Annotated in this window: 19 protein-coding genes; 8 read left to right on the forward strand and 11 right to left on the reverse strand. The window is 70.0% G+C overall.

Annotated elements, in window-relative coordinates:
- Positions 1 to 2: 2 nt before the first annotated feature.
- The 4 genes from ACHMXE_RS09155 to ACHMXE_RS09170 all read right to left on the reverse strand — a co-directional run bounded on the left by ACHMXE_RS09155 (position 3) and on the right by ACHMXE_RS09170 (position 5374).
- On the reverse strand, positions 3 to 983 hold the full coding sequence (locus ACHMXE_RS09155; RefSeq protein WP_395345789.1) for a Bug family tripartite tricarboxylate transporter substrate binding protein: 981 nt from the start codon (positions 981 to 983) through the stop codon (positions 3 to 5).
- Positions 980 to 3679, reverse strand: coding sequence for a bifunctional 3-(3-hydroxy-phenyl)propionate/3-hydroxycinnamic acid hydroxylase (locus tag ACHMXE_RS09160; protein WP_395345790.1), 2700 nt, complete (start codon positions 3677 to 3679; stop codon positions 980 to 982). Before ACHMXE_RS09160 ends, ACHMXE_RS09155 begins: the two co-directional genes overlap by 4 nt.
- A 93-nt stretch (positions 3680 to 3772) precedes the next feature.
- The gene (locus ACHMXE_RS09165) at positions 3773 to 4327 is read right to left on the reverse strand and encodes a VOC family protein (protein ID WP_395345791.1); all 555 of its coding nucleotides are present in this window, start codon (positions 4325 to 4327) and stop codon (positions 3773 to 3775) included.
- Between the two features lie 21 nt (positions 4328 to 4348).
- On the reverse strand, positions 4349 to 5374 hold the full coding sequence (locus ACHMXE_RS09170; RefSeq protein ID WP_395345792.1) for a fumarylacetoacetate hydrolase family protein: 1026 nt from the start codon (positions 5372 to 5374) through the stop codon (positions 4349 to 4351).
- Between the two features lie 177 nt (positions 5375 to 5551).
- Between ACHMXE_RS09170 and ACHMXE_RS09175 the strand changes: the two genes are divergently transcribed.
- The 4 genes from ACHMXE_RS09175 (at position 5552) to ACHMXE_RS09190 (ending at position 11614) form a co-directional block, all read left to right on the forward strand.
- Entirely contained in the window at positions 5552 to 6316 is a 765-nt protein-coding gene (locus tag ACHMXE_RS09175; RefSeq protein ID WP_395345793.1) for a TetR/AcrR family transcriptional regulator, read from the forward strand.
- 161 nt (positions 6317 to 6477) lie between these two features.
- On the forward strand, positions 6478 to 10020 hold the full coding sequence (locus tag ACHMXE_RS09180) for an indolepyruvate ferredoxin oxidoreductase family protein (RefSeq protein ID WP_395345794.1): 3543 nt from the start codon (positions 6478 to 6480) through the stop codon (positions 10018 to 10020).
- Complete coding sequence (locus tag ACHMXE_RS09185) at positions 10017 to 10787, forward strand: enoyl-CoA hydratase-related protein (protein ID WP_281081706.1); 771 nt, start codon at positions 10017 to 10019, stop codon at positions 10785 to 10787. The genes ACHMXE_RS09180 and ACHMXE_RS09185 overlap by 4 nt, the downstream gene beginning before the upstream one ends.
- An 8-nt stretch (positions 10788 to 10795) precedes the next feature.
- Positions 10796 to 11614 carry an NAD(P)H-dependent oxidoreductase gene (locus ACHMXE_RS09190; RefSeq protein ID WP_395345795.1) on the forward strand — a complete coding sequence of 273 codons (819 nt, stop codon included), beginning with the start codon at positions 10796 to 10798 and terminating at the stop codon, positions 11612 to 11614.
- Here ACHMXE_RS09190 and ACHMXE_RS09195 read toward each other — a convergent pair.
- The 7 genes from ACHMXE_RS09195 to ACHMXE_RS09225 all read right to left on the reverse strand — a co-directional run bounded on the left by ACHMXE_RS09195 (position 11577) and on the right by ACHMXE_RS09225 (position 19076).
- Positions 11577 to 11969 (reverse strand): tautomerase family protein, encoded by a 393-nt coding sequence (locus ACHMXE_RS09195; protein WP_203207775.1) that lies wholly within the window; start codon positions 11967 to 11969, stop codon positions 11577 to 11579. The genes ACHMXE_RS09190 and ACHMXE_RS09195 overlap by 38 nt on opposite strands.
- A 14-nt stretch (positions 11970 to 11983) precedes the next feature.
- A complete protein-coding gene (locus ACHMXE_RS09200) occupies positions 11984 to 13339 on the reverse strand; it encodes an amidase (RefSeq protein ID WP_203207774.1) in 1356 nt (451 codons plus the stop codon).
- A gap of 101 nt (positions 13340 to 13440) precedes the next feature.
- Positions 13441 to 14379, reverse strand: coding sequence for a nitrilase family protein (locus tag ACHMXE_RS09205; RefSeq protein WP_203207773.1), 939 nt, complete (start codon positions 14377 to 14379; stop codon positions 13441 to 13443).
- 94 nt (positions 14380 to 14473) lie between these two features.
- The gene (locus ACHMXE_RS09210) at positions 14474 to 15169 is read right to left on the reverse strand and encodes an ABC transporter ATP-binding protein (RefSeq protein ID WP_203207772.1); all 696 of its coding nucleotides are present in this window, start codon (positions 15167 to 15169) and stop codon (positions 14474 to 14476) included.
- Positions 15153 to 16997, reverse strand: coding sequence for an ATP-binding cassette domain-containing protein (locus ACHMXE_RS09215; protein ID WP_395345796.1), 1845 nt, complete (start codon positions 16995 to 16997; stop codon positions 15153 to 15155). The genes ACHMXE_RS09210 and ACHMXE_RS09215 overlap by 17 nt, the downstream gene beginning before the upstream one ends.
- Positions 16998 to 17037: 40 nt before the next feature.
- Complete coding sequence (locus ACHMXE_RS09220) at positions 17038 to 17904, reverse strand: branched-chain amino acid ABC transporter permease (protein WP_395345797.1); 867 nt, start codon at positions 17902 to 17904, stop codon at positions 17038 to 17040.
- A 5-nt stretch (positions 17905 to 17909) separates the two neighbouring features.
- Positions 17910 to 19076: an ABC transporter substrate-binding protein gene (locus ACHMXE_RS09225; protein ID WP_395345798.1), complete on the reverse strand. Its 1167-nt coding sequence runs from the start codon at positions 19074 to 19076 to the stop codon at positions 17910 to 17912.
- Between the two features lie 233 nt (positions 19077 to 19309).
- Here ACHMXE_RS09225 and ACHMXE_RS09230 point away from each other — a divergent pair, with 233 nt between their 5' ends.
- The 4 genes from ACHMXE_RS09230 (at position 19310) to ACHMXE_RS09245 (ending at position 22901) form a co-directional block, all read left to right on the forward strand.
- A complete protein-coding gene (locus ACHMXE_RS09230; RefSeq protein WP_203207768.1) occupies positions 19310 to 19789 on the forward strand; it encodes a helix-turn-helix domain-containing protein in 480 nt (159 codons plus the stop codon).
- Positions 19790 to 19809: 20 nt separating this feature from the next.
- Positions 19810 to 20550, forward strand: a complete 741-nt coding sequence (locus ACHMXE_RS09235; RefSeq protein WP_203207767.1) for a TetR/AcrR family transcriptional regulator — start codon at positions 19810 to 19812, stop codon at positions 20548 to 20550.
- 114 nt (positions 20551 to 20664) lie between these two features.
- Positions 20665 to 21948 carry an alpha/beta hydrolase gene (locus ACHMXE_RS09240; RefSeq protein ID WP_203207766.1) on the forward strand — a complete coding sequence of 428 codons (1284 nt, stop codon included), beginning with the start codon at positions 20665 to 20667 and terminating at the stop codon, positions 21946 to 21948.
- Between the two features lie 71 nt (positions 21949 to 22019).
- Entirely contained in the window at positions 22020 to 22901 is an 882-nt protein-coding gene (locus ACHMXE_RS09245; protein WP_203207765.1) for a VOC family protein, read from the forward strand.
- Positions 22902 to 22922: the final 21 nt, after the last annotated feature.

Below are 22922 nucleotides of genomic sequence, written 5' to 3' on the forward strand. Positions count from 1 at the left end.
GTTCAGTCGGCCTTGATGCCCCGCGCCGGTATCAGCTGCGCCCAGAAACCGATCTGCTCGCGCACGTAGCGATCCATCTCCGCGGCATCGCTGCCGATGGCTTCCATGCCGAGGTCCGCGAGCTTCTGGCGCACGGCGGGCTGCTCGATGGCCTTGCGCATCTGGCTCGACAGCGCGGCCACCACGGACGCCGGCGTGCCCTTGGGAGCGACCAGCCCCTGCCAGGCGTAGACGCCCGACGCCGCGTAGCCCAGCTCCTTGAGCGTGGGGACATCGGGCAACTGGGGCATGCGCTGGTCAGACGTGACGGCCAGGGGCGTCAGGCGACCTTCCTTGACGAAGGGCAGCGTGAGCGACGGCGACACCACGGCGATCGGAATCTGGCCGCCGGCCACGTCCTGCAGCGCTGGCGCATCGCCCTTGTAGGGCACATGCGTGGCCTTGGCGCCGGTGGTGGAGAGCAGCACCTCCATCGCCATGTGATGGGGCGTGCCGACGCCGGCGGACGCGTAGGTGAGGCTGGCGGACTTCCTGCCGTCCGCGACCAGCTGCTGGATCGAGCGGATGCCGCTGGAAGGGTGCGTCACGATCAGGAGGGGGAAGCGTGCCATCAGGCCGATATTGGCGAAGTCGGTGAGCGGGTTGTACCGCACCTTGGGATAGATCGCGGGATTGAGCGCGAGGATCGCGATGTCCGCCGTGAGCAGCGTGTAGCCGTCCGGCTCGGCGCGTGCCACGGCTTCGGCCGCGATCATGCCGGCGGCGCCGGCCCGGTTGTCGACCAGTACCTGCTGCCCGAGGCCCGTCGACATCGGCGCCGCGACCGTGCGCGCGAGCACGTCGGTGCCGCCGCCCGGCGGGAATCCCACGACCCAGCGGATCGGCTTGGCGGGATAGCCTTGCGCCGCGGCGCCAAGGCTGAACAGGGCGCCCGACAGGCCGAGGGCCAGTGTGCGGCGGGTCATCGAGAAGGGTGGGTTCATGCGGGTCTCCGTGGTCTTGAATGGGGTTCGTTCGGCGGTCGCGGCTCAGGCGGCCTGCGCTTGCGCCCGCCGGGCCAGGCTCGGGTTGGAGGGCGCGAAGAGGCCTTGCTCGAGCTGTCCCAGCAGGTCTTCGAATTCCCGGCCGTCCGCACGGCGGCGAAGACGTAGCGATCGGGGCGCACGAGCAGCAGCGTCGCGTCCAGCGCGCGCAACTGCTGCGCCACGAGGCCATCGCGCTCGCACACGGTCAGCACGCCGGGGGCATGCCGAGGCGGCCGGTCGTCGCGGGTCACCCGCACTTCACGGCCATCGATGCGCTGCCATCGCGCCGCATGGGCCGCCGAAAGCCAGGCCGGCGCTTCGGGATCGCTGCCGACCATCAGGAACCCCGAAGGCAGCAGGTCGTCCAGCCGTCGATGGCCGCCGCCGACGACGACGCCATCGCGCACCCAGGGCTGGACGAACAGATCGCCGGCCCCGGGCGCCAGCCGTCCGTCGGGCAGGCGCCCGAGGAAGCCGTCCTCGAGCGGGGGAATGAACTTCTGCCGCACCGTCACCGCGGTTCCCGCGGCGAGTTGATCGCCCAGCCGACTGTCGCGCTCGCGCGCGGCCTGCTCGTCGAGCTCGCCGATGATGAGTCCGAAGGCCTTCGCATGCGAGACGACGGTGCGAACGTGTGCCTTGCGCTCGACCTCGTAGCTGTCCAGCAGGGAAGAGGCATAGCCCCGTCGTTCGACGCCGTCGATCTTCCAGGCCAGGTTGAAGGCATCGCGGATGCCGGCGCACAGTCCCTGTCCGAGAAAAGGCGGCATCTGGTGCGCGGCATCGCCCATCAGGAACATGCGGCCGCGCCGCCAGCTTTGCGCCACCAGCGCGTGGAACCGGTAGATCGCGGTGCGGTGCAGCTCGAGCGACGCTGTGTCGACGAAATCGGCCAGCACGGCGAGCACGGCCTCGTCGGTCGAGAAGTCCTCGGGCGTCTCGCCGGGCAGCAGCTTGATCTCCCAGCGCCGCAGATCGTCCGGGCCCACGATGTAGGTGCCGGGCCGCGACGGGCGGCAGTACTGGACGCAGCGCGCCGGCAGGTCCACCGGGCCGCGCAGCCAGGCATCCACCACCATCCACCACTCGTCGAACGCGAGGTCCTCGATCCCCGCGGCCATCTGGCGCCGCACGGCGCTGCGTCCGCCGTCGGCGCCCACCAGGTAGCGCCCGCTCAGGCGGATGTCCGCGCCATCGGCAAGGCGACGGCAACGGGCCACCACCTCGTCGCCCACCTGCTCGCATCCCTCGAAGGCATGCCCGAGGAACACCTCGACACCGGCGCGCGCCTCGAGCCCGCGCCGCAAGGTCGCTTCCAGTTCCGGCTGCACGAACATCCAGGTCGGCTCCCAGGCCAGCAGGTGCGGCGGCGGCGCGGGATAGAAGCGCTTGATCACCTGCCCCTCGATACCGACGAAGTCGGTGCCCGGGTGCGGCGAGGTCGTGGCGGCGATCTGCTCCGCCAGGCCGCATTCCTGGAAGACGCGCATCGCCTCCTGGTCGGCGGTGATGGCGCGCGGCTTGTCGTAGATCCCGCTGGCCTGGTCCACCACGGCGACACGCAAGCCGCGGCGGGCCATCAGGTTGGCGAAGGTGGCACCGCTGGGGCCGTAGCCGACGACGAGGATGTCGAAGGCGGTGGTGCTCGAAGAAATCATGTGCTGTCTCTTGCCGGGTGCGCGTGTGGGCCGCCGGCTCACTGTTGTTCGATGCGGGCGTCGTGGACCACCTGCTTCCACTTGGCGATCTGCGACTGGACGAAGTCCCGCGCCGCGCGATCGCCCGCCGGCGCGACGACCTCGCCGCCCGTGTTCTCGAGTTGCCGCGCGACCTCCGGCGAGCGCAGCACCCGTGCGAGCGCGCGCGCGCAGCCGCGCGGACACCTCCGGCGGCAGGCCGCGCGGCGCCGCCACGGCGGTCCACGACATCACCTCGAAGCCCGGCACCGATCCGGCGGCCGGCGGCACGCCCGGAAGCAGAGACGAGGGTGCGAGCGAGGTCACGCCGAGCGCACGCAGCCGTCCACCCTCGACCTGGGCCTTGGCCACGGTCACCGAGTCGAACAGCAGGTCCACCCGGCCCCCGATGACGTCCTGCACGGGAGCGCCGCCGCCGCGGTAGGGAATGTGGTTGAGCCGCATGCCGGCCATGGCCTGGAACAGCTCGCCCGAGAGATGCTGGGTCGAGCCGACCCCCACCGAGCTGTAGGAGATCTGGCCCGGTGCCGCCTTCGCGGCGGCCAGCACGTCGGACAGCGACTTGTAGCGGCTGTCGCTGCTGGTGGCGATCACGAACGGAAAGCGCGTCACCAGCCCCAGCCATTCGAAGTCGTCCACCGGATCGAAGGCAAGGCTGCGATACATGGCGGCCGAGACGGCATGGCCGCCCGTCATCAGGATCAGCGTGGAGCCGTCGGGCCGGGCCTTGGCGGCCGCGGTGCTCGCGATGTTGCCGCCGGCGCCGGTCCTGGCGTCGACCACCACGGTGCGGCCGAACTCCTTGCCGAGGCCCTGCGCCACGATGCGCGCGATCGTGTCGGCGTTGCCGCCGGCTCCGAAACCCTGCAGCAGCGTGATGGGGGGCTCGGTGGCGTGGACTCCTGCCGTGAGCCAGAGGCCCGCGAGCATGAGCACCAGCGTGCGCTTGCGAATCATGTTTTGTCTCCTTCGTTGGTCTTGCGGGGGGCGCCGTTCGTTGCGGCGCGATCGCCGACGTGCCCGCCGGGGCGGGACGCTCAGTCGGATCGTTCAGTCGGATTGGCGCGCGTAGCCCGTGCCGCCGCCGAACAGCGTGTGGCGTTGCGACCAGTCGTGCGTCGTCTCCCACAGCGCCAGCACCTGTGGCGCTTCCTCGACGAAGGACTGCAGCCTCGCCGTGTCGCGGCAGGTGCGCGTCGTGAGCTCGAGCCGGTGGCCCGAGGGGTCGAAGAAATAGATCGAGCTGATGAAGTCGTCGTGGTTGGTGGGGCCGACCACGGTCATGCCGCGGGCCTGCATGTCGGCCTTGGCGCGCAGCAGCGCCTCCATGTCCTCGACCTCGAACGCGAAGTGCTGGATCCAGTCGGGCGACTCCATGTCCTTGACGTTGCCCGGATCGCGCGGGCATTCGAAGAAGGCGATGTTGCTGCCGTCCTCCATCTCGAAAAAGATGTGGACGTGCGGCGAGTATTTGCCGGTCGACGGCACGTGGTCCTCGCCCATGGCGTGGGAGAACTTGAGGCCCAGCACTTCCGTGTAGAAGGTCGTGGTCTCGCGGGCATCGCGGCAGCGGTAGGCGGCGTGGTGAAGCTTCTTGCAGAGCATGGTGGTTTCCTTGGAAGAGGTTCAGCGGGGCGTGGCAAGGGCCGATGCCGCCTGGGCGCGGTGCACGGCGTTGTCGATGGCGTTGTCGATGGCGCCGAAGATGGAGGCGCCTTCGGCGTCGAGCATCTCGATGCGCACGCGGTCGCCGAAGCGCAGCCACGGCGTGCTGGCCTTGCCGCTGGCCAGTTCCTCGTCGGCGCGCTTCTCGGCGAGGCACGCGTATCCCGTGCGCGCATCCAGGTTCGAGACCGCGCCGGCGCCGACGATCGTTCCCGCGCTAAGGCTGCGGGTGCGCGCGGCATGCGCGATCAGCGTCGGGTAGGTGAAGAACATGTCGCGGCCGGTGTTGGCGCTGCCCATGGGCTCGCCGTTGATCGACGACAGGATCGGCAGGTCCAGCTTCTCGCCGTCCCAGGCGCCGCCCAGTTCGTCGGGAGTCACCGCCACCGGCGAGAAGGAACTCGTCGGCTTCGCCTGCATGAAGCCGAAGCCCTTGGGGAGTTCGCTGCGGGTGAGGGTGCGCAGCGTGAAGTCGTTCAGCAGCATGAGCAGCTTGATGTGGCCGCGGGCCTCGGTGGCGCTCACGCCCATCGGCACGTCGTCGAGCACCACCGCGAGCTCGGCCTCGTAGTCCAGCCCCAGCGATTCGTCGGGGATGCGCATCGCGTCGCGGGGACCGATGAAGCGATCCGACAGCCCCTGGTACATCAGGGGATCGGTCTTGTAGTTCGGCGGCATCTCGGCACCGCGTGCCTTGCGGGCCTTCTCCATGTGGTGCAGGTAGACCGAGCCGTCGAGGAACTGGAAGGAACGCGGCAACGGGCTTGCCAGTTCCTCGGGGTCGAGGGCGAAGCTGCCCGGAAGCGCGGCCTCCCTGGTCAGTGCCTGGTAGATCTCGTCGAGCGCGCCGCGCGTGCTGTCCCACTGCTCGATCGCCTTCTGCAAGGTGGTGGCGATATGGGGCACGGCGATGCCGCGCGAGAGGCTGCGATCGACGACGATGAGGGTGCCGTCCCGGCCCCCTTGCCTGAGGCTTGCGAGTTTCATTGAGCGGGTCTCCTGGGTGCTGCGGCTGGCGGCGGCGGGTGCATCGCATCGCTGGTCCGTGCGGTCATTGTGTGGAGCGCGATCCCGGGCCGAGGGGCGATTTCCGCTCAGCGGAAATCACTTGGCTCGCAAGCCGTTTCGGGCGTGCGCGCGGGCGGCGAGGGGTTCACTTCCATAATGGCGGCCAGTCCAGCTCTCTCGAACCTTCCGCAGACATGTCCGTCATCAAAGCCGCCACGCCGCGTCGCGCCCCCAGGGGGCGAAAAATCCGAGCGCACCCAGGCGAGCCTGCTGGCGGCGGCGCGCGAGGTCTTCGCCGAGCGCGGCTTCGAGCGCTCGACGACCTCGGAGATCGCCCAGCGCGCGGGCGTGTCGGAAGCGACGCTGTTCACCTACTTCGAAAGCAAGCGGCGCCTGTGCATCGACGTGGTGGGCCGCTGGTACGACGAGATCAGCATCGAGCTCGAGGAGCAGGTGCCGGCGATCGCCGGCTTCGAGGCCAGGCTGCGCTTCGTGATCCAGCGGCACCTGACCCATCTGATGGGCGACGGCATCGGACTGTGCGCGCTGGTCCTCGGCGAGGGGCGGATGGTCGATGCCGAGTTCTCCGGGCTCATCGCCGAGCTCAAGCGGCGCTACACCTCGCCCTTCATGGCGGCGCTGAGCGAGGCGCGCGAACTCGGCGAGGTGCGCGGCGACGTGCCGCTGCGCCTGATGCGCGACATGGTGTACGGCTCGATGGAACACGTGCTGTGGGACTACGTGACCACCGGCACCAAGCCCTCGATCGCATCGACCGCCTCGCAGCTGACCGCGATGCTGATGGCGGCGTTCGCATTCGAGGCAGCGCCGGCGCGCGCCGCCCGCCGCTTCCAGTCCGATGTGCTCGCGGCGGTGCGCCGGCTCGAGCGCGACGCGGGCTCGGCCGAAGACGCCGCCTAGCGCGTCGGTCGGGCGGCCCCGGCCCGATATCGACGCCGTCCTCCAAAAAATGAGTCAGGCTCAAGCCGCGCGTGCGAGGCTGGCATTGGTGCGCCTGTTGTCAACTTCGAAGTTGCGCATGTATAGTTGAGTGACACTCAAATTACGATGCGGAGACCCCGATGGGACACGGTGACCCGGAGATCCAGCGCGCATTGCGCTCGGTTTCCCTCGACGACAAGTACGACGGCGGCAGCGGCGCGGCCTACCTGAGCGGCACTCAGGCGCTGGTCCGGCTGCTGCTGAACCAGGGGGAACGGGATCGCCGCGCGGGGTTGCGCACGGGCGGCTTCGTCAGCGGCTACCGCGGCTCGCCGCTGTCGGGGCTCGACCAGGCGCTGTGGGGCGCGCAGGCCCGGCTCGAGGCACGCGACATCCGCTTCCAGCCGGCGATCAACGAGGACCTGGCCGCCACGGCCTGCTGGGGCACGCAGCAGCTCGCGCTGTTTCCCGAGGAGGCCAGGGTCGATGGCGTCTTCGCGCTGTGGTACGGCAAGGGGCCCGGCGTCGACCGCAGCGGCGACGCGCTCAAGCACGGCAACGGCGCCGGCACCTCGCGGCTCGGCGGTGTGCTGGTGCTGGCGGCCGACGACCACACGGCCAAGTCCTCGACCTTCGGCCACCAGAGCGAGCAGGCGCTGGTGGCGGCGTTCATCCCGGTGCTGTATCCCAGCAGCGTGCAGGAGTACCTTGACCTCGGCGTGCATGGCTGGGCGATGAGCCGCCACAGCGGCCTGTGGGTGGGCATGAAATGCGTGTCGGACGTGGTGGAGACGACGGCCGTCGCCGACGTGGACCCGCAGCGGGTGACGGTGAACCTGCCGGACGCGGGCGAAGCGCCGCCGCCGGACCTGCACATCCGCTGGCCCGACGTGTGGGCCGAGCAGGAGCCGCGCATCGTGCGGCACAAGCTGCCCGCCGCGCTCGACTACTGCCGCGCCAACGGGCTCAACACGATCGCGCTCAAGACCGCCTCGTCGAGGCTGGGCATCGTGTGCGCCGGCAAGAGCTACAACGACGTGCGCGAAGCCTTGCGCCTGCTCGGATGGACCGACGCGCAGGCGGCCGAGCGCGGTGTCGCGGTGCTCAAGCTCGGCATGGTCTGGCCGCTGGAGCCGCAGATCGTGCGCGCGTTCGCGAGCGGCCTCGACGAACTGCTCGTGGTCGAGGAGAAGCGTCCGCTGATCGAGCAGCAGCTCAAGGACGAGCTCTATGCGGACGCGGTCGATGGCCGCAAGGCCATCCGCATCTCGGGCAAGAGCCGCGGCGGCATCGGCGGTGAGTGGAGCGTGGGCGCCGAAGAGCGCCTGCTGCGCAGCGACTACGAGCTCACGCCGCCGGAGATCGCCGCCGCGATCGCGCAGCGCCTGGGCCTTCCGGTGAATGCCTTCGAGGCTGACCCGCGCGCCCTGGCACATGGCGCACCGGCGGCGCCGGCCGCGGTGCGCAAGCCCTACTTCTGCTCGGGCTGCCCGCACAACACCTCCACCGTGGTGCCCGAGGGATCGCGCGCCATGGCCGGCATCGGCTGCCACTACATGGCGAACTGGATGGACCGCGACACCAAGGCCTACACCCACATGGGCGCCGAGGGCGTGCCGTGGATCGCGCAGCGCCTGTTCTCGACGCGCAGGCACATCTTCGTCAACCTCGGCGACGGCACCTACTTCCACTCGGGGTCGCTGGCGATCCGGCAGGCGGTGGCGGCCGATGCCTGCGTGACCTACAAGGTCCTGTTCAACGACGCGGTGGCCATGACGGGCGGGCAGCCGGTGGAAGGCCAGCTCACGGTCTCGCGAATCTCCGAGCAGGTCGCCGCCGAGGGCGTGCGCCGCATCGCGGTCGTCAGCGACGACATCGGGAAGTACCGCGACGCGGGCACGCGCTTCGCCGCCGGGACGACGGTGCACGAGCGCGGCGAGCTCGACCGCGTGCAGCGCGAACTCGCCGCCTTCGAGGGCGTGTCGGTGCTGATCTACGACCAGACCTGCGCGAGCGAGAAGCGCAGGCGACGCAAGCGCGGCACCTATCCCGACCCGGCCATCCGCTACGTCATCAATCCCGAGGTGTGCGAGGGCTGCGGCGACTGCTCGGTCAAGAGCAACTGCCTGTCGGTGGAGCCGCTGGAGACGGAGCTGGGGCGCAAGCGCAGGATCAACCAGTCGTCCTGCAACAAGGACTTCTCCTGCGCCCAGGGCTTCTGCCCGAGCTTCGTGGCGGTGAAGGGCGGCAAGCTTCGCTCGAGCCCGTCCAGGAGCGATGTGCTTGCCTGGGAGCCGCCGCCGGAGCCGGTGGTGCCCGAGCTCGACGGCACCTGCGGCATCCTCGTCAACGGCGTCGGCGGAACCGGCGTGGTGACCATCGGCAGCCTGATCGGCATGGCGGCCCACCTGAGCCACCGCGGCTGCAGCGTGCTCGACATGGCAGGGCTCGCGCAGAAGGGTGGCGCGGTGTGGAGCCACGTGCAGCTCGCGCCCACGCAGTCGGCGATCCTGTCGTCGCGGATCGCGTCGGCGCAGGCGGACGTGCTGATCGGCTGCGACCTCGTCGTGAGCGCGCATCCCGACAGCCTCGCCCGCCTGCGCGAGGGCCGCACCCGCGCGGTGGTGAACCTCGACGTGGCGCCGACCTCGGAGTTCGTGAAGAACGCGGACTGGAACCTGCCGACGCAGGCGCTGAAGGCGGCGCTGGAAAAGGCCTGCGGCGCGGACGTCCAGTGGCTCAAGGCGCAGGAGGCGGCCACCTGGGCGCTCGGCGACGCCATCTACGCCAACCTCGTCATGCTCGGCTTCGCCTGGCAGAAGGGCTGGATTCCACTGTCGTCGCAGGCGCTGGAACGCGCGATCGAACTCAACGGGCAGCAGGTCGAGAAGAACACGCAGGCGTTCCGGCTCGGCCGCTGGTGGGCGCACGACGCGCCGCGCGTGCTCGCCGCGATGAAGCCCGCGAGCACGGTGCAGTGGCTGCCGCGCGTCAATCGCACGCCCGAGGAAACCGTCGCGCGTCTGTCCGAGCGGCTGGTGGCCTACCAGGGACCGGCGTATGCGCGCAGGTTCGCCGCCTTCGTCCGGTTCGTCGACAGCCAGTGCGCTGACGAGACGCACCGCCAAAGTTTTGTTGTTGCAGTGGCGCAGAACCTTTTCAAGCTCATGGCCTACAAGGATGAGTACGAGGTCGCGCGCCTTCATTCCGATCCGGAGTTCATGGACTCGATCCGCCGCCAGTTCGACGGGGAGATCCAGCTGCAATATCACCTCGCGCCGCCCCTGCTCGCCAGGAAGAACGACAAGGGCGAGCTTCAGAAGACGGCCTACGGCGCCTGGATGGGCCGGGCCTTTCGCGTGCTGCGGCACGGCAAGGTGCTGCGCGGCACGCCCTTCGACCTCTTCGGCTACACGCACGAGCGCCGCACCGAGCGCGCGCTCGTCGAGGAGTACCGCGCCGCGATCGGCACCGTGGTCGCGCACCTGGGCAGCCATGCGTCGCCGTGCCTGGAACTCGCGCGCTTGCCGCAGCAGATCCGCGGCTATGGCCATGTGAAGGAGCGCGCGGTCGCGGCGGCGCGGGCGCGCCAGGCCGAGCTCTTCGAGTCCATCACCGGCAAGCCGCTGCCGCCGGGACCGATGGCGGACGGCTACGGCAAGTACCTGGAGTACGGCTGGTGACGAACGCTTCGCCAACGACGGACCGCCGCAGCCGCAGCGCCGTGCGCGCGGCCGAAGGCATCCTCTCGACACTGGACGACGGCGTGTGGCGCATCCAGATCCATCGCGCGTCCAAGCGCAACGCGCTCACGATGACCATGTTCAGAGCCCTGGCCGAGAGCCTGGGGCTGGCGCAGTCCAACGACGCCGTGCGGGCGATCACCTTGTCCGGCCTCGGGCCCAACTTCTGCGCGGGCCACGACCTGAGCGCCTTCGACAGCTGGCCGCAGGGCCCGGGAGACCCGGTGCCGTGCTTCCTTCATGCACTGGCCGACGTGCGCAAGCCGCTGCTGATCGGCGTGCACGGCTCGGCCGCCGGCATCGGCGTGACGATGCTGCTGCACGCGGACTGGGTGGTCGCGACGCCCGACGCGGTCATGAAGCTGCCGTTCGTCGACCTGGGCATCGCCCCCGAGGCCGGGAGTTCCCTTCTGCTGGCGCGCGCCATCGGTGCGCTCAGGGCGAGGCGCCTGCTGCTGGGCGGCGAAGCCTTCACCGGGCAGCAGGCCCACGACTGGGGGCTCGTCTCCGAGTTGGCACCGGCCAATGAACTCGCGACCTGCCTGCAGCACCGGGCCCGCGCCTTGGCGGCCAAGGACCCGAAGACCTGCCAACGCATCAAGTCGCTGCTGGTCCCGGCCGCGGAGGTGCGTGCGCGCATCGACGAGGAGATCGAACTGATCAACACCGGCGTGGCCGAGCGCCGCGCCTTGCAGCAGACCGGATGAATCCAGCCATGACAGCACCGACACCGCGCAAGGCGCACATCGTGTATGCCCATCCCGAACCGAAGTCCTTCGTCGCGGCGATGCGCGACCGCGTGTCCGAGCGGCTGACCGCCGACGGCTGGCAGGTCGGGCTCTCGGATCTCCATGCCATGGGCTTCAACCCGGTGGCGAGCGCGGCCGACTTCGTCGAGCGCGAGAAGCCCGACTACCTGGTCTATTCGCTCGAGCAGCGCCATGGATGGCAGCGCCGCGCCCTGGCCCCCGACATCCTCGCGGAGGTCGAGGCCGTCAGGCAGGCCGAGCTGCTGGTGCTGGTGTTCCCCGTGTTCTGGTTCTCGGTGCCGGCCATCATGAAGGGCTGGATCGACCGCGTGTTCCTGTCGGGGCTCTTCTACGGCGGCAAGCGCATCTACGACCGCGCGCCCATGGCGGGCAAGCTAGCCCTGGTCGTCACCTCGCTGGGCGGGCGCAGCCACATGTTCGGCGAAACCGGCATCCACGGATCGATCGAACTGATGCTGCGGCCCTTGCTGCAGGGCTCGCTCGGCTATGTCGGCTACGAGGTGTTCAAGCCTTTCGTGGCCTACCACGTGCCCTATGTGACGCAGGCCGAGCGGGGCGCGATGCTCGAGCAGCTCGGCCGCGAGACCGACGCGCTGTCGCGGCGCGAGACGCTGGTCTTTCCCTCGCTCGATGCGTATGACGAGGTGCTGCGTCCCCTGGAGCGATGCGTGGAGCGGATCGGCGATGCCGGCGAGCAGGGCAGCGACGTCCAGCGGGCTGTCGAAATCAACCGCCGGCTTCGGACGCCTGCCAGTCGTCGCTGAGCCCGCCGAGCAGCGGGTGGTACATCTCGTCGCCGCTGTGCTGGGTGAACTCGACGTTGACCTGGTCGATCCGCAGTTCGAGCAGTTGCGTCGTGGCCTCGACCAGCGCCGCGGCCAGGCCCGCGCGCTGCTCCGGCGGCCGCCCCTTGCGGATGTCGCACATGATGAGCGCGGCTGCGTAGGGCTCGTGGTCGGTGCAGCGCCAGAGGCCATCCTCGAGTTCGCGGATGGCGACCGAGATGCGCCGCACGTTGGCCTGCATGTGCTGGCTGTAGATCGCGCCGAAGCGTTGCGCGAGCTGCTGCTTGACGGCGGCGGGGTACTTCCGGTGGACGTCTATCTGAAGGTAGGGCATGAAGATCTCCGGGATCAGGGTAGGGAAACGAGGGCCTCGATGGCATGCGCGATGGACAGCAGCCGCCAGTCCTGCCCGCGGCGCCCCACGAGCTGCAAGCCGACGGGCGCGTGGCCCGGGCGATGGATGGGGATGCTGATCGCGCACAGGTCGAGGTAGTTGAAGGGCGCGGTGCTGCGCAGCAACTGCGTGCGCACCGTGTCTTCGTTGTCTTCGCAGTCGCACAGCAACGGCGCGACGACGGGCACGGTCGGCAGCAGCAGGATGTCGAGCTCGGCGGACTCGGCGTCGAACTGCCGCTGCAGGCGCGGGCGCAGCGCCGTCGCCGCCAGGTAATCGGCCGCGGAGATGTCGCGGCCCATCAGGATCCGCGCACGGATGCGCGGGTCGTAGTCGGCGCCGCGCCGCTCAACCAGCTCCCGGTGCCAGGCGAAGGCCTCGGCGAACTGGATCAGCGAATGCCCGCGCTGCGCGAGCACGCGCTCCAGCGCGGGCGGGTCGTGGGCCTCGACGTGCAGGCCGGCCTCCTTCAGGCGCGAGGTGGCCCGTTCGAAGGCCGGGGCCACCTGCGCGTCGAGCCCGGCCGCGAACAGGCTGGCGGGTACGCCGGCCCGCAGTCCGGCCAGCCGCACCGGCGTCAATGCGCGATCGCCTTCGCCGCTGAGGATGCCCAAGACGCGCGCGCAGTCCTGCACCGAACGCGCGAGCGGACCAATGGTGTCGAAGGAGGGGGCGAGCGGAATGCTGCCCGCGAGCGGCACCCGGTCCTGCGTCGGCTTGAAGCCGACGACGCCGCACAGCGCGGCGGGCACGCGGATCGATCCCGCGGTATCGGAGCCGATCGACGCCATGGCCATGCCGTCGGCGACGCTGACGGCCGCCCCCGACGACGAGCCGCCGGGAATGCGCCGGCGGTCCCAGGGGTTGCCGGGCGTTCCATGGTGCGCGTTCAGGCCGACGAGCGAATAGGCGAACTGCGGCATGTTGGTGCGGCCGACCAGCACGGCGCCCGCGCGCTTCAGGCGCTCGACCACCGGCGCATCGCGCGATGCCGGCGGCCGATCGTCGAGGGCCGGCGATCCGGCCCGGGTGACTTCGCCTTCGACGTCGAACAGGTCCTTGATCGAGATCGGGACACCGGCGAGCGCCGAGGGCACATGGCCATGCGCTCGCAGCACGTCCATGGCGCCGGCGACCGCGCGGGCCGACGCGGGCCAGACGCGGGTGTGGACGCGACTTCCCTCGCCGACGGGATCGGCGATGTTCGCGAGGCAGCGTTCGACAGCGTCGATGCTGCGCGCTTCGCCGCGACGGAATGCGTCGGAGAACGCGGTGAGGGTGGGAGGGGGCGGGACTTCGGGGGGACTCATGGTGGCTTCCGTTGGAGCAGTGCGGCAGGGCCGACGGCCATGGCGTGGAGCACGCGGCCGTCGGTCGTAGGAATGCGCGCCTTGCCAGGCGCGCAACGAAGCTATCGCGGCAGCGCGCGGCCGCCTTCGTAGCCGAGCAGCTGGTCGTACAGGTCGGTGCGCCGATCGCGGTGCAGGTCGTTGTTCTGGTTCCAGATCGGCGCGAGGCGCGCGGCGCCGAGGTCGATGTCCGCATAGAGGATGGTCTCCTCCTCGGGGCCGGCGATCTTGCCGACCGGCCAGCCGTTGGTGCTGGTGATCAGCGAGTTGCCCATGAAGCCGGCACCGCGCTCCTGGCCCACGCGGTCCGCCGCCGCGATGAACACGTTGTTCGCATGGGCGGCGGTGATGGTCAGGTAGGCGGCCATGCAGACTCCGCTGGCGTCGTACAGCGGCGGCGGCGTCCACACCCAGTTGGTCGGCAGGCAGATGATGTCCGCGCCCTGTTGCGCGACGATGCGGGTGGTCTCGGGAAACCAGATGTCCCAGCACACCAGCAGGCCGATGCGGCCGATGGGCGTGTCGAACACGGGGAAGCCCTCGTCGCCGGGCGTGAACCAGAGCTTCTCGTTGTTCCACAGATGGGTCTTGCGGTAGCGGCCGATGTAGCCCTTCGGGCCGATCAGCACGGCGGTGTCGTAGATGCGGTCTTCGTCGCGCTCCACGATGCAGCCGACGATGTAGATGTCGTGCTTGGCCGCGATGGCGACCCAGCTGCTCACGGCGCGGCCATCGGGAATGGTCTCCGAGTGCGCGAAAGCCTCGTCGCGACCGGTGAAGCAATAGCCGGTGGTCACCAGCTCCGGCAGGACCACGAGCTTTGCGCCCTGCCTGGCCGCGGCCTCGAGGTGGGACTGCGCGGCATGCAGGTTGCGTTCCAGGTTCTCCACGCCGACCTTGGGGTCGCACTGGACCACCGCGACGCGCACGGGGCTTGCCACCAGCCCGTCCTTCGACACCGCGCTGAAGGTATCGCGGACCGCTTCGTTCGAATGAATCATGTTCTGTTTCCTTTGGATGTTGGTTGCAAATTACAACCACGCTGAGCATAGCAAATTCAGGTTGTGTTTTGCAACCAGAAGCGAAATCGAAGACTCAGACGCCCAGCAGTTCCTGCAAGGCGGAGGTGTCGGCGCGCAGCTGCTGCGCGGTGGTGCTGCGTTCGATGGCGCCGCGATGCAGCACATAGGCGCTGTCGGCGAGTCCCAGCGCGAAGTCGAGGTCTTGCTCGGCGATCAGGATCGACAGGCCCTGGGCAGGCAGGCGCCGCAGGCTGTCGGCGAGCTCGCCGACGATCGAGGGCTGCACGCCCTCCGTGGGCTCGTCGAGCAGCAACAGGCGCGGCCGGATCGCCAGTGCACGCGCGATCGCCAGCATCTGCTGCTGGCCGCCGCTGAGCTGACCCGCGAGGGCACGCACGCGCGGCACCAGCGCCGGAAACAGCGCCAGCCCGGCGTCGATCGCGTGGCGCGGATCGTGGCCGTGCGCGATGGCCGCGGCCGCGATGTTCTCGGCGACCGAGAGCCGCGCGAACACGTGGCGTCCCTGCGGGACGTAGCCGATACCGGCTCGTGCGCGTGCCTCGGGCGCATGCGCGATCGCCTGGCCGTCGACGCGCACCTCGCCGCCGTAGCGGGTCAGCAGGCCCATGATGTATTTGAAGGTCGTGGTCTTGCCCGAGCCGTTGCGGCCCAGCAGCGCGACGATCTCGCCGCGCCCGACCCGCAGCGAGACGCCGTCGAGCGCAGGCAGGGCGCCGTAGCCACCCGAAGCCTCAGTGAGCTTGAACATGGGCATTCCTTCCGAGGTAGATGTCCAGCACCCGCTCGTCGGCACGCAGTGCGTCGATGCTGCCTTCGGCGAACAGCTGCCCCTGGTGCAGCACCGACACGTGGCCACCGAGCTGTTTCACGAACTCCATGTCGTGCTCGACGACGACGACGGCCAGCGTGCTGCCCAGCGTGGCCAGCAACCGCGCCAGCGCGCGGCGCTCCTCGCCCGACATGCCGGCGGCGGGTTCGTCGAGGAACACGATCCGCGGTCGCTGGATCAGCACCATCGCGATGTCCAGCCATTGGCGCCCGCCATGCGGCAGCGACCCGGCGGGCAGCCGGGCCACCGCCTGCAGGCCCATGGCCGCCAGCGCCTCGTCGGCGGCGACGGCGGCCTGGCGCGCATCCCGCGCCACGCGATGGGCGGCGATCCAGAGGTTCTCGTGCACGCTGAGTTCGGCATAGACCAGCGGCGCCTGGGTCTTGATGCCGGCGCCGGCCTGCACGCGCCGGAACAGGGGCCAGCGCGTGACATCGCGCCCGTCGATCGTGATCGTGCCCCCGTCGAGCCGGTACTGTCCGCTGCAGCAGCGCAGGAAGGAACTCTTGCCGGCCCCGTTGGGACCGATGAGCGCCGCGGCACGGCCTTCGGCGAAGCTGCGCGACACGGCGTTCACCGGCACGATGCCGCCGAAGCGCTTGATCAGCGCGGTGGCATCGAAGGCCACGCGTCCGCGCGGCGGTCCCGCGCTGGCGATGCGCGCCAGGCCCTCGGCATTCACGCTCGCATGCTGCAGCGCCGATGCATTGACGGCCGACGGCATGCGTTGCCGGGCCAGGCCGCGCGCGATCGAACCGGCCATGCCGGCCAGCCCACGCGGTGCGAACAGCACCAGCGCGATCAGGCACAGGCCCAGGATCAGCGTGGCCTGTCCACCGGCCGCGCCGCCGCCGAGCCAGAACGACAGCGCGCCCACCAGCACCGCGCCGAGAAAGGCGCCCGCGAGGCTGCCGATGCCGCCGGCAAGAACGTAGATGGGGACCAGCAGCGCTTCCTGCGCGCTGAAGATCGAGGGGCTGATGTAGGCGCCCCAGGCGGCGTACAGCGTGCCCGCCAGTCCCGCGATCGCACCGGACACCGCGAACAGCACCAGCTGGAAACGCCGGGTGTCGTAGCCGAGCAGCTCGGTCTTCTCGGCACTGTGGCGAATGCCTTGCACCACGCGGCCGAAGGAGGACGCCATCAGCCAGCGGCAGCCGAGGTACACGAGCGCGCAGACGACGAGCACGCAGGCCAGGGTCTGGTTCGGTGTCATCGGCGGTGCGTCCAGGCCCAGGCCGGCGACGAAGCCGGGGATGTCGGACATGCCGTTGTCGCCGCCCACTCTCGCCCGCCCGATGCCGGCGTTCAGCGACACCGAGGCGGTCCAGAGGATCAGCGTGCAGGTGTAGGTGAGGATCGTGCCCTGCAGTTGCCCGAGGCGACCGTAGAACACGACCCAGCCGATGCCGGCCGCCGCGAGCGCGCCGACCAGCGCGCCGAAGGGCGCGGCCAGCAGCAGCGGGTTGCCCAGGCCCGGCGCCAGGTTGATGGCGAGGACGCTGCCGGCATAGCCGCCGAGGCCGTAGAGCGCGGTCTGGCCCAGGCTGAGGAAGCCCATCTGGCCCCACACGAGGGCCAGGCTCAGGCCGAGCAGGCCGGCGATGAGCCAGGAGGCGATGGTGTTCGCGAGGTAGGGCTCGATCCACGGCACCGCGAGCAGCAGCGCGCAAGTGGCGGCCGGCGCCGGCAGCCAGCGGGGCAGGCGAAGGATCGCCGCGGGCGCGCGGCCGGGTGCCGATGCCACGGGCGTGCTGGAAGGGGAAGACGACATACGCGATCGATCCTTAGAGTTTGAGGCGCCAGCCCTGGGTGACGCCGAGCGGGAACCGGCACAGCAACAGCAGGGTGGCACCGAAGAACAGCAGGTCGCCCAGCACGCGCGAGCCATAGCTCGCGACCATGGCGGAGCCGGAGCCCAGCGACAGCACCGACAGCACGGTGCCCGAGACGATGGCCGGCCCGGCCGCCACGACGGCGAGAAAGCCCTTGATGGCGAGCGCGAAGCCCATGTTGGGCGCGGCCGGAATCACGGGCAGCAGCACGGCACCGGCCAGGCCGGCGGAGGCGCTTCCGATGGCGAAGGTGATGCAGCTCAGCCGGCGCGCGTCGATGCCCAATGCCGCGGCCGTGGTCCGGTCCTGCACCACGGCGCGTGCGAGCACGCCGTAGCCGGTGCGCGTGAGCAGCAGGTAGAGCGCGACGGACAGGCCGGCCGCGATGACGACCAGCACCAGCAGGTAGCTCGAGACCACGCCGCCGCCGATGCGCACCGAGCCCAGCGGCATGCCGATGCCCGGCGTGACCGTGCCGAAGAGCAGCACCGCGCATTGGTACATCACCAGGCCGATGCCCCAGGTCACGAGCATGGTGTCGAGCAGCCGGCCGTACAGCCGGGCGATCAGCAGGCGCTCCACGGCCGCGCCGAAGACGCCGGTGAACGCCGCGGCGAGGACGCAGGCGAGCCAGAACGGCACGCCGTGCTGCGTCGCCGTCAATGCGGTGTAGGCGCCGAACATGATGAACTCGCCATGCGCGAGGTTCACCACGCCCATCAGGCCGAAGACCACGCCGAGTCCCAGGGTGGCGATCAGCAGGATGGCCGCGCTGGTGAGGGCCAGCACCAGGGCCTGCAGCAGATAGTTCCAGTCCATGGCGTTCAGGTGCCGGCGGGCGTGAACTGGGTCGCTTGCGCGGGCTGCTTCAGCAGATCGCAGCGCTCGTTCTCGTACACGGGTTCCACGTCGGGAATGTGCGCCACGAGGTCGAACCCGCGCTGCGCATTGCCCTGCGCGATGTACATGCTCTGGCGCAGGTGGTGCGACCTGGGCACGAGCGCCACCGGGCCGTTCGGCGCCTTCAGTTCCAGTCCGCTCTCCAGCGCCGCGCGCACCTTCGCGGTGTCGAAGGCGCCGGCCTTGCGTACGGCGGCGGCCCCACAGCTGCGCGGCGTTCCACACGTCGACCGCGGCCTCGACGATCGGCTCCTTCTCGCCGTAGGCCTGGCGCCAGGCGGAGCGGAAGGCCTTGTTCTGCGGGTTGTCGATCCACTCGAAGTAGGGCAGCGACACCACGACGCCCGCGGTGGCCTGGGCGAGACCACGATCTGCTGGTTGCCCGAGCCGAAGTTGGTCGACACGATGCCCATGCGTTGGCCCAGGCCCGCCGCGGCGAACTGCTCCATGAAGCCGGTCTGGTTGGCGCCGACGGGCAGTGCGAACACGAAGCTCGGCCTGGCCGCCTCGATCTTCTGGATCGTCGAGGAGTAGTCGGTCACCGTGAGCGGCAGGAACTCGACACCGACGACTTCGGCGCCGGCCTGGCGCGCGTACTCCCGCACCCAGGCGGCGGAGATGGTGCCGAAGTTGTAGTCGGCGGCCATCACGTAGATGCGCTTGCCATAACGCTGCACCGCCCAGCGGATGAGCACGCTCAGCTGCTGCGAGGCCGACGGACCCGTGAGGAAGGTGTGCGAATCGCACACGCCGCCTTCGTACAGCGACGAATAGAAGTACAGCGTGTTGCTGCGCCGCGCGACGGGGCGCACCGCCTCGCGCGCGGAGCTGGTGAGACCGCCGAACAGCGCGGCCACGCGGTCGCGCATGACCATCGTGTTGGCGTACTGCGGGTACTTGTCGAGTTCCGACTGCGCATCGGCCTGCACCACCTCCACCGTCCGGCCCAGGAGTCCGCCCTGGGCATTGATGTCGTCGACCGCCAGGCGCAGCGCCCGGCTTTGCTGCAGGCCGTAGATGTTGAGCCCGCCCGTCAGGTCGAAGATCGATCCGACCTTGACCGGGTCCGCCGCATTCGCGGCGGCGGGCATCAACGCGCAGCACGCCGCGAGAAGGAGGCCGTGCAGCAGGGAGGTCCGGCGTGTGCGTCGTGCGTCGCGGACGGAAGGCGCATGAGAGAAATCAATGAGGGTCATCGTTGGCCTCGTGGAGGTGAGGAGCGTCTCGGGTTGTGAGGTGGGCCTATGTGGTTTCATAACGAAACCAGAACGAGCATATGCCAAGTGGTTTAGAATTACAACCACTAACGAAGGAGGTCCAGGCCATGGCCAAGTCAGAAGCGATGCGGGTCGACCCGTGCCCGATGGCGCGCGCGCTGTCGATCGTCGGGGACCGCTGGTCCCTGCTCATCGTTCGGGATGCCTTCGACGGCACGCGCCGCTTCTCCGATTTCCAGCGCGACCTGGGCGTGGCCAAGAACATCCTGGCCGACCGGCTCAAGACATTGGTGGACGAGGAGGTGCTCGAGCTGGCGCCGGCGTCGGATGGCTCGGCCTACCAGGAATACATGCTGACGAAGAAGGGCGAGGAACTGTTCCCGCTCGTGGTCGCCTTCCGCCAGTGGGGCGAACGCTTCATGTACCGCAAGGGCGAGAAGCATTCCGAGATGCTGGATCGCTCCGGGGGGCGCCCGTTGCGCCGCATCGAGATTCACGCGCAGGATGGCACGCTGGTCACCGGGCGCGACGTGCAGGTGCGCAAGCTGCAGGAAGCGGGCGCGGGCCGACGACGGGCCGCGGCCTGAGCGAGCCGGCGCGAAAGCCCATGAGCAAAGCACCGGCACCGGCGAAGAAAAGCCGCCCCACGCGCGGCGATGCGCAGCGCCAGACGATCCTCGACGCGGCCTCGCTGCTGTTCATCGAGAAGGGGTTCGGCGGCACCAACATCAATGACATCGCCGATGCCGTCGGCATGACGCGCACGGCGCTCTACTACTACTTCCCGAGCAAGGAATCGATGCTCGAGGCGCTGACCCGCGACGTGACCGAGCGCGCCAGCGACCTCACGAAGGAAGTGGCGCGGCGCGCGGAAATCTCTCCCGACGAAGGCCTGCGCCAACTGATCCTGCACCACGCCGGCCTGATCCTCGCGCACCCGCTGCAGTTTCGCGTGGTCGAGCGCAGCGAGAGCAGCCTGCCCGAAGCGCAGCGCCTGGCCGCGCAGGCGGCGCGCCGCGCCGTGCGGGACGACTTCGTGAACGTGATCCGGCGCGGCATCGCGCAGGGCGTGTTCGTGCCGGTCGATGCCGACGTCGCGGCCTTCTCGATCATCGGCATGTGCAACTGGTCGGCGTGGTGGTTCGACAGCCGCCGCAACGAGCCGGTCGAGCCCGTGGCCGAACTGATCGCCGAGCTGGGGCTGCGGATGCTGCGTGTCGACAGTTCCGTCAAAAAAGCGCGCGCGTCGACACGCGGCGCGGCCGGGCAGGCGGAGGTCGGCCAGGCCTTGTCGCGCATGCGCGATGCGCTGGAACAGCTCGAGAGCACGCTCGGCACCAAGGGCTGATCGCACGGCCCGCGAATCGGTATTAACACCAACGTCAAATATTTGACGTTAGTGTCAAGAGGCCTAGCATTGGCGCACGTCAATGCCAGGAGCGCCTGCGCGCGATTCGCCCCAATGAGCCGTCCAAGCCCGTCTTCCCCACCAGCCGCCCAGGCCACCGCCGGCTTTCTCAACACCGACTGGAATCCGCGCGATGTGCCGCCTGGCACCGTCACCACCAACGTGGTGCTGCGCACCGCCGACCAGGCCGCCACCGGCGGTTCGCTGTACCGCCCGGCCACGCCCACCGATACGGTGGTGTGCGTGATGCATCCGCGCGAGTTCATGGCCTGCCATTACCTGATCCCTGACATCGTGGGCGCGGGCCATGCGGCCTGGTCGCAGTCGCCGCGCTCCGTGGGCAACGACCTGCGGCTGGAGCACGAGTTGGCGCTGCACGACGTGGCCGCCGGCCTGCAGTACCTGCGCGCCGCGGGCTTCCGCCGCATCGTGCTGCTGGGCAATTCCGGCGGGGCCGGGCTCTATGCGCTGTATGCGCAGCAGTCGGCGCTGCCGGGCGCGCAGCGCATCGCGCGCACGCCCGGTGGCCGGCCCACGCAGCTGGCCGACCTCGAGATGCCGCTGGCCGACGGCTTCGTGCTGGTCGGCCCGCATCCGGGCCAGGGCGCGCTGCTGCTGAACTGCATCGATCCCAGCGTGGTCGACGAGAACGATCCGCTGTCGGTCGATCCCGCGCTCGATCCGCTGTCGCCCGCCAACGGCTATGCCGGCAAGGGCAAGACCCGCTACGGCGCCGAGTTCGTGGCGCGCTACCGCCAGGCGCAGCGGGCCCGCGTGGCCCGCATCGACGAGCGCGCGCGAACGCTCGTCGCGCGTCGGCAGGCCGCGCGACAGCGCGTGAAGGAGGCGCTGGCCGCCGATGGAACGCCCGACGCGGAAGACCAGCGGCTCGCCGGCCACACGCCGATCTTCAACGTCTGGCGCACCGACGCCGACCTGCGCTGCTTCGACCTGTCGCTCGATGCCTCGGAGCGCCGGTTCGGTTCGCTGTGGGGCGCCGATCCCTATGCCTCCAACTACGGCGCCGTCGGCTTCGCGCGCCAGTGCACGCCCGAGAGCTGGCTGTCGACCTGGTCGGCGCTGTCGTCCAACGCCTCGCTGGCGAAGACCGCGCCCGCCATCACCCAGCCCGTGCTGGTGATCGAGTACACGGGCGACCAGGCCTGCTTCCCGAGCGATGTGCAGCGCATCGTCGAGGCCATCGGTTCGCCGGACAAGCGCCACCTGAGCGTGCGCGGCGACCACCACGGCCGTGCACTGGCGAGCGGCGAGCCGCCAGGCCGGCTCGAGGCTGGCCGGCTGCTGGCCGAGTGGCTGCAGGCGCGGTTTCCGCACTGAGCTGATTTCCTTTATCCGGGCGCCGCGGCGCCCGCCCATCGACATCCTGTTTTCTTCGAGGAGGCCCCGCCATGCCCGTTCCAGACCTTTCACCGCCGCCCCTGCGCGGCGTCGACCACACGGCGCGCCCGACTTGGCGGCTGCGCGAGACCGTCGAGTTCTACCGCGACAAGCTCGGCCTGCCGCTGGTGCACGTGATCTCCGCGCGCGGCTGGGGGCCGGCCACGCATCCGGACTTCCTGCACTTCTTCTTCGACAGCGGCAACGGCAGCACCATCGCCTTCTTCTATTACCTGGGCAGCGAGGAACCGGCGGGGTTGCGCGAGCGTGCCGCCGCCCGGCCGCTGCCCGACGACCATGTCGCCGATGCCACGCACACGGCCTGGCTCGTCGAGGGGCCCGAGGCGCTGCGCGCCTGGAAGCAGCGCCTGGAGTCGCAGGGCCTCGAGGTCTCGGTGGAGACGCGGCACGAGGTGATCGAGTCGATCTACGTGCGCGATCCGAACGGCTACTTCGTCGAGTTCACGCACAAGCTGCGCCCGCTGACGGCCCTCGACGCCACCGATGCGCGACTCACGCTCGAGGCCGCGATGGCGGCGGAGGACGCGGTGCGCGAAACCGGCCATGCACTGGGCCCGGTCGACGCGATCTGGCAGCGCAAGGCCGTGCTGGTGGCCGCGCATGGCGTGGCGTCCGAGGCGCCGATCCGCCTGCCGGTGCCGCGCGTGGAGGAGTTCGCGCCGCTGGTGAGTGCCGCACGGCGGCACCCCGATTGCCGGGTGCGCGAAGGCGCGGAGTACGACCTGATCGAGGCCGACGCCGCCATCGAGTTCGAGCGCAAGGCGCTGGGCTTCAAACCGGCGCTGTGGTACGGCATGCTGACCGGCGGCGTGCACGGGCGCATCGAGCGCTTCGACCGCGACGTGCTGCGCATCGCGCCGGCGCGGGCCTGAGCCGGGCACGCAGGAGACACA

Origin of the sequence: Variovorax sp. UC122_21 (assembly GCF_044056785.1) — a bacterium.
Classification (GTDB): domain Bacteria; phylum Pseudomonadota; class Gammaproteobacteria; order Burkholderiales; family Burkholderiaceae_C; genus Variovorax.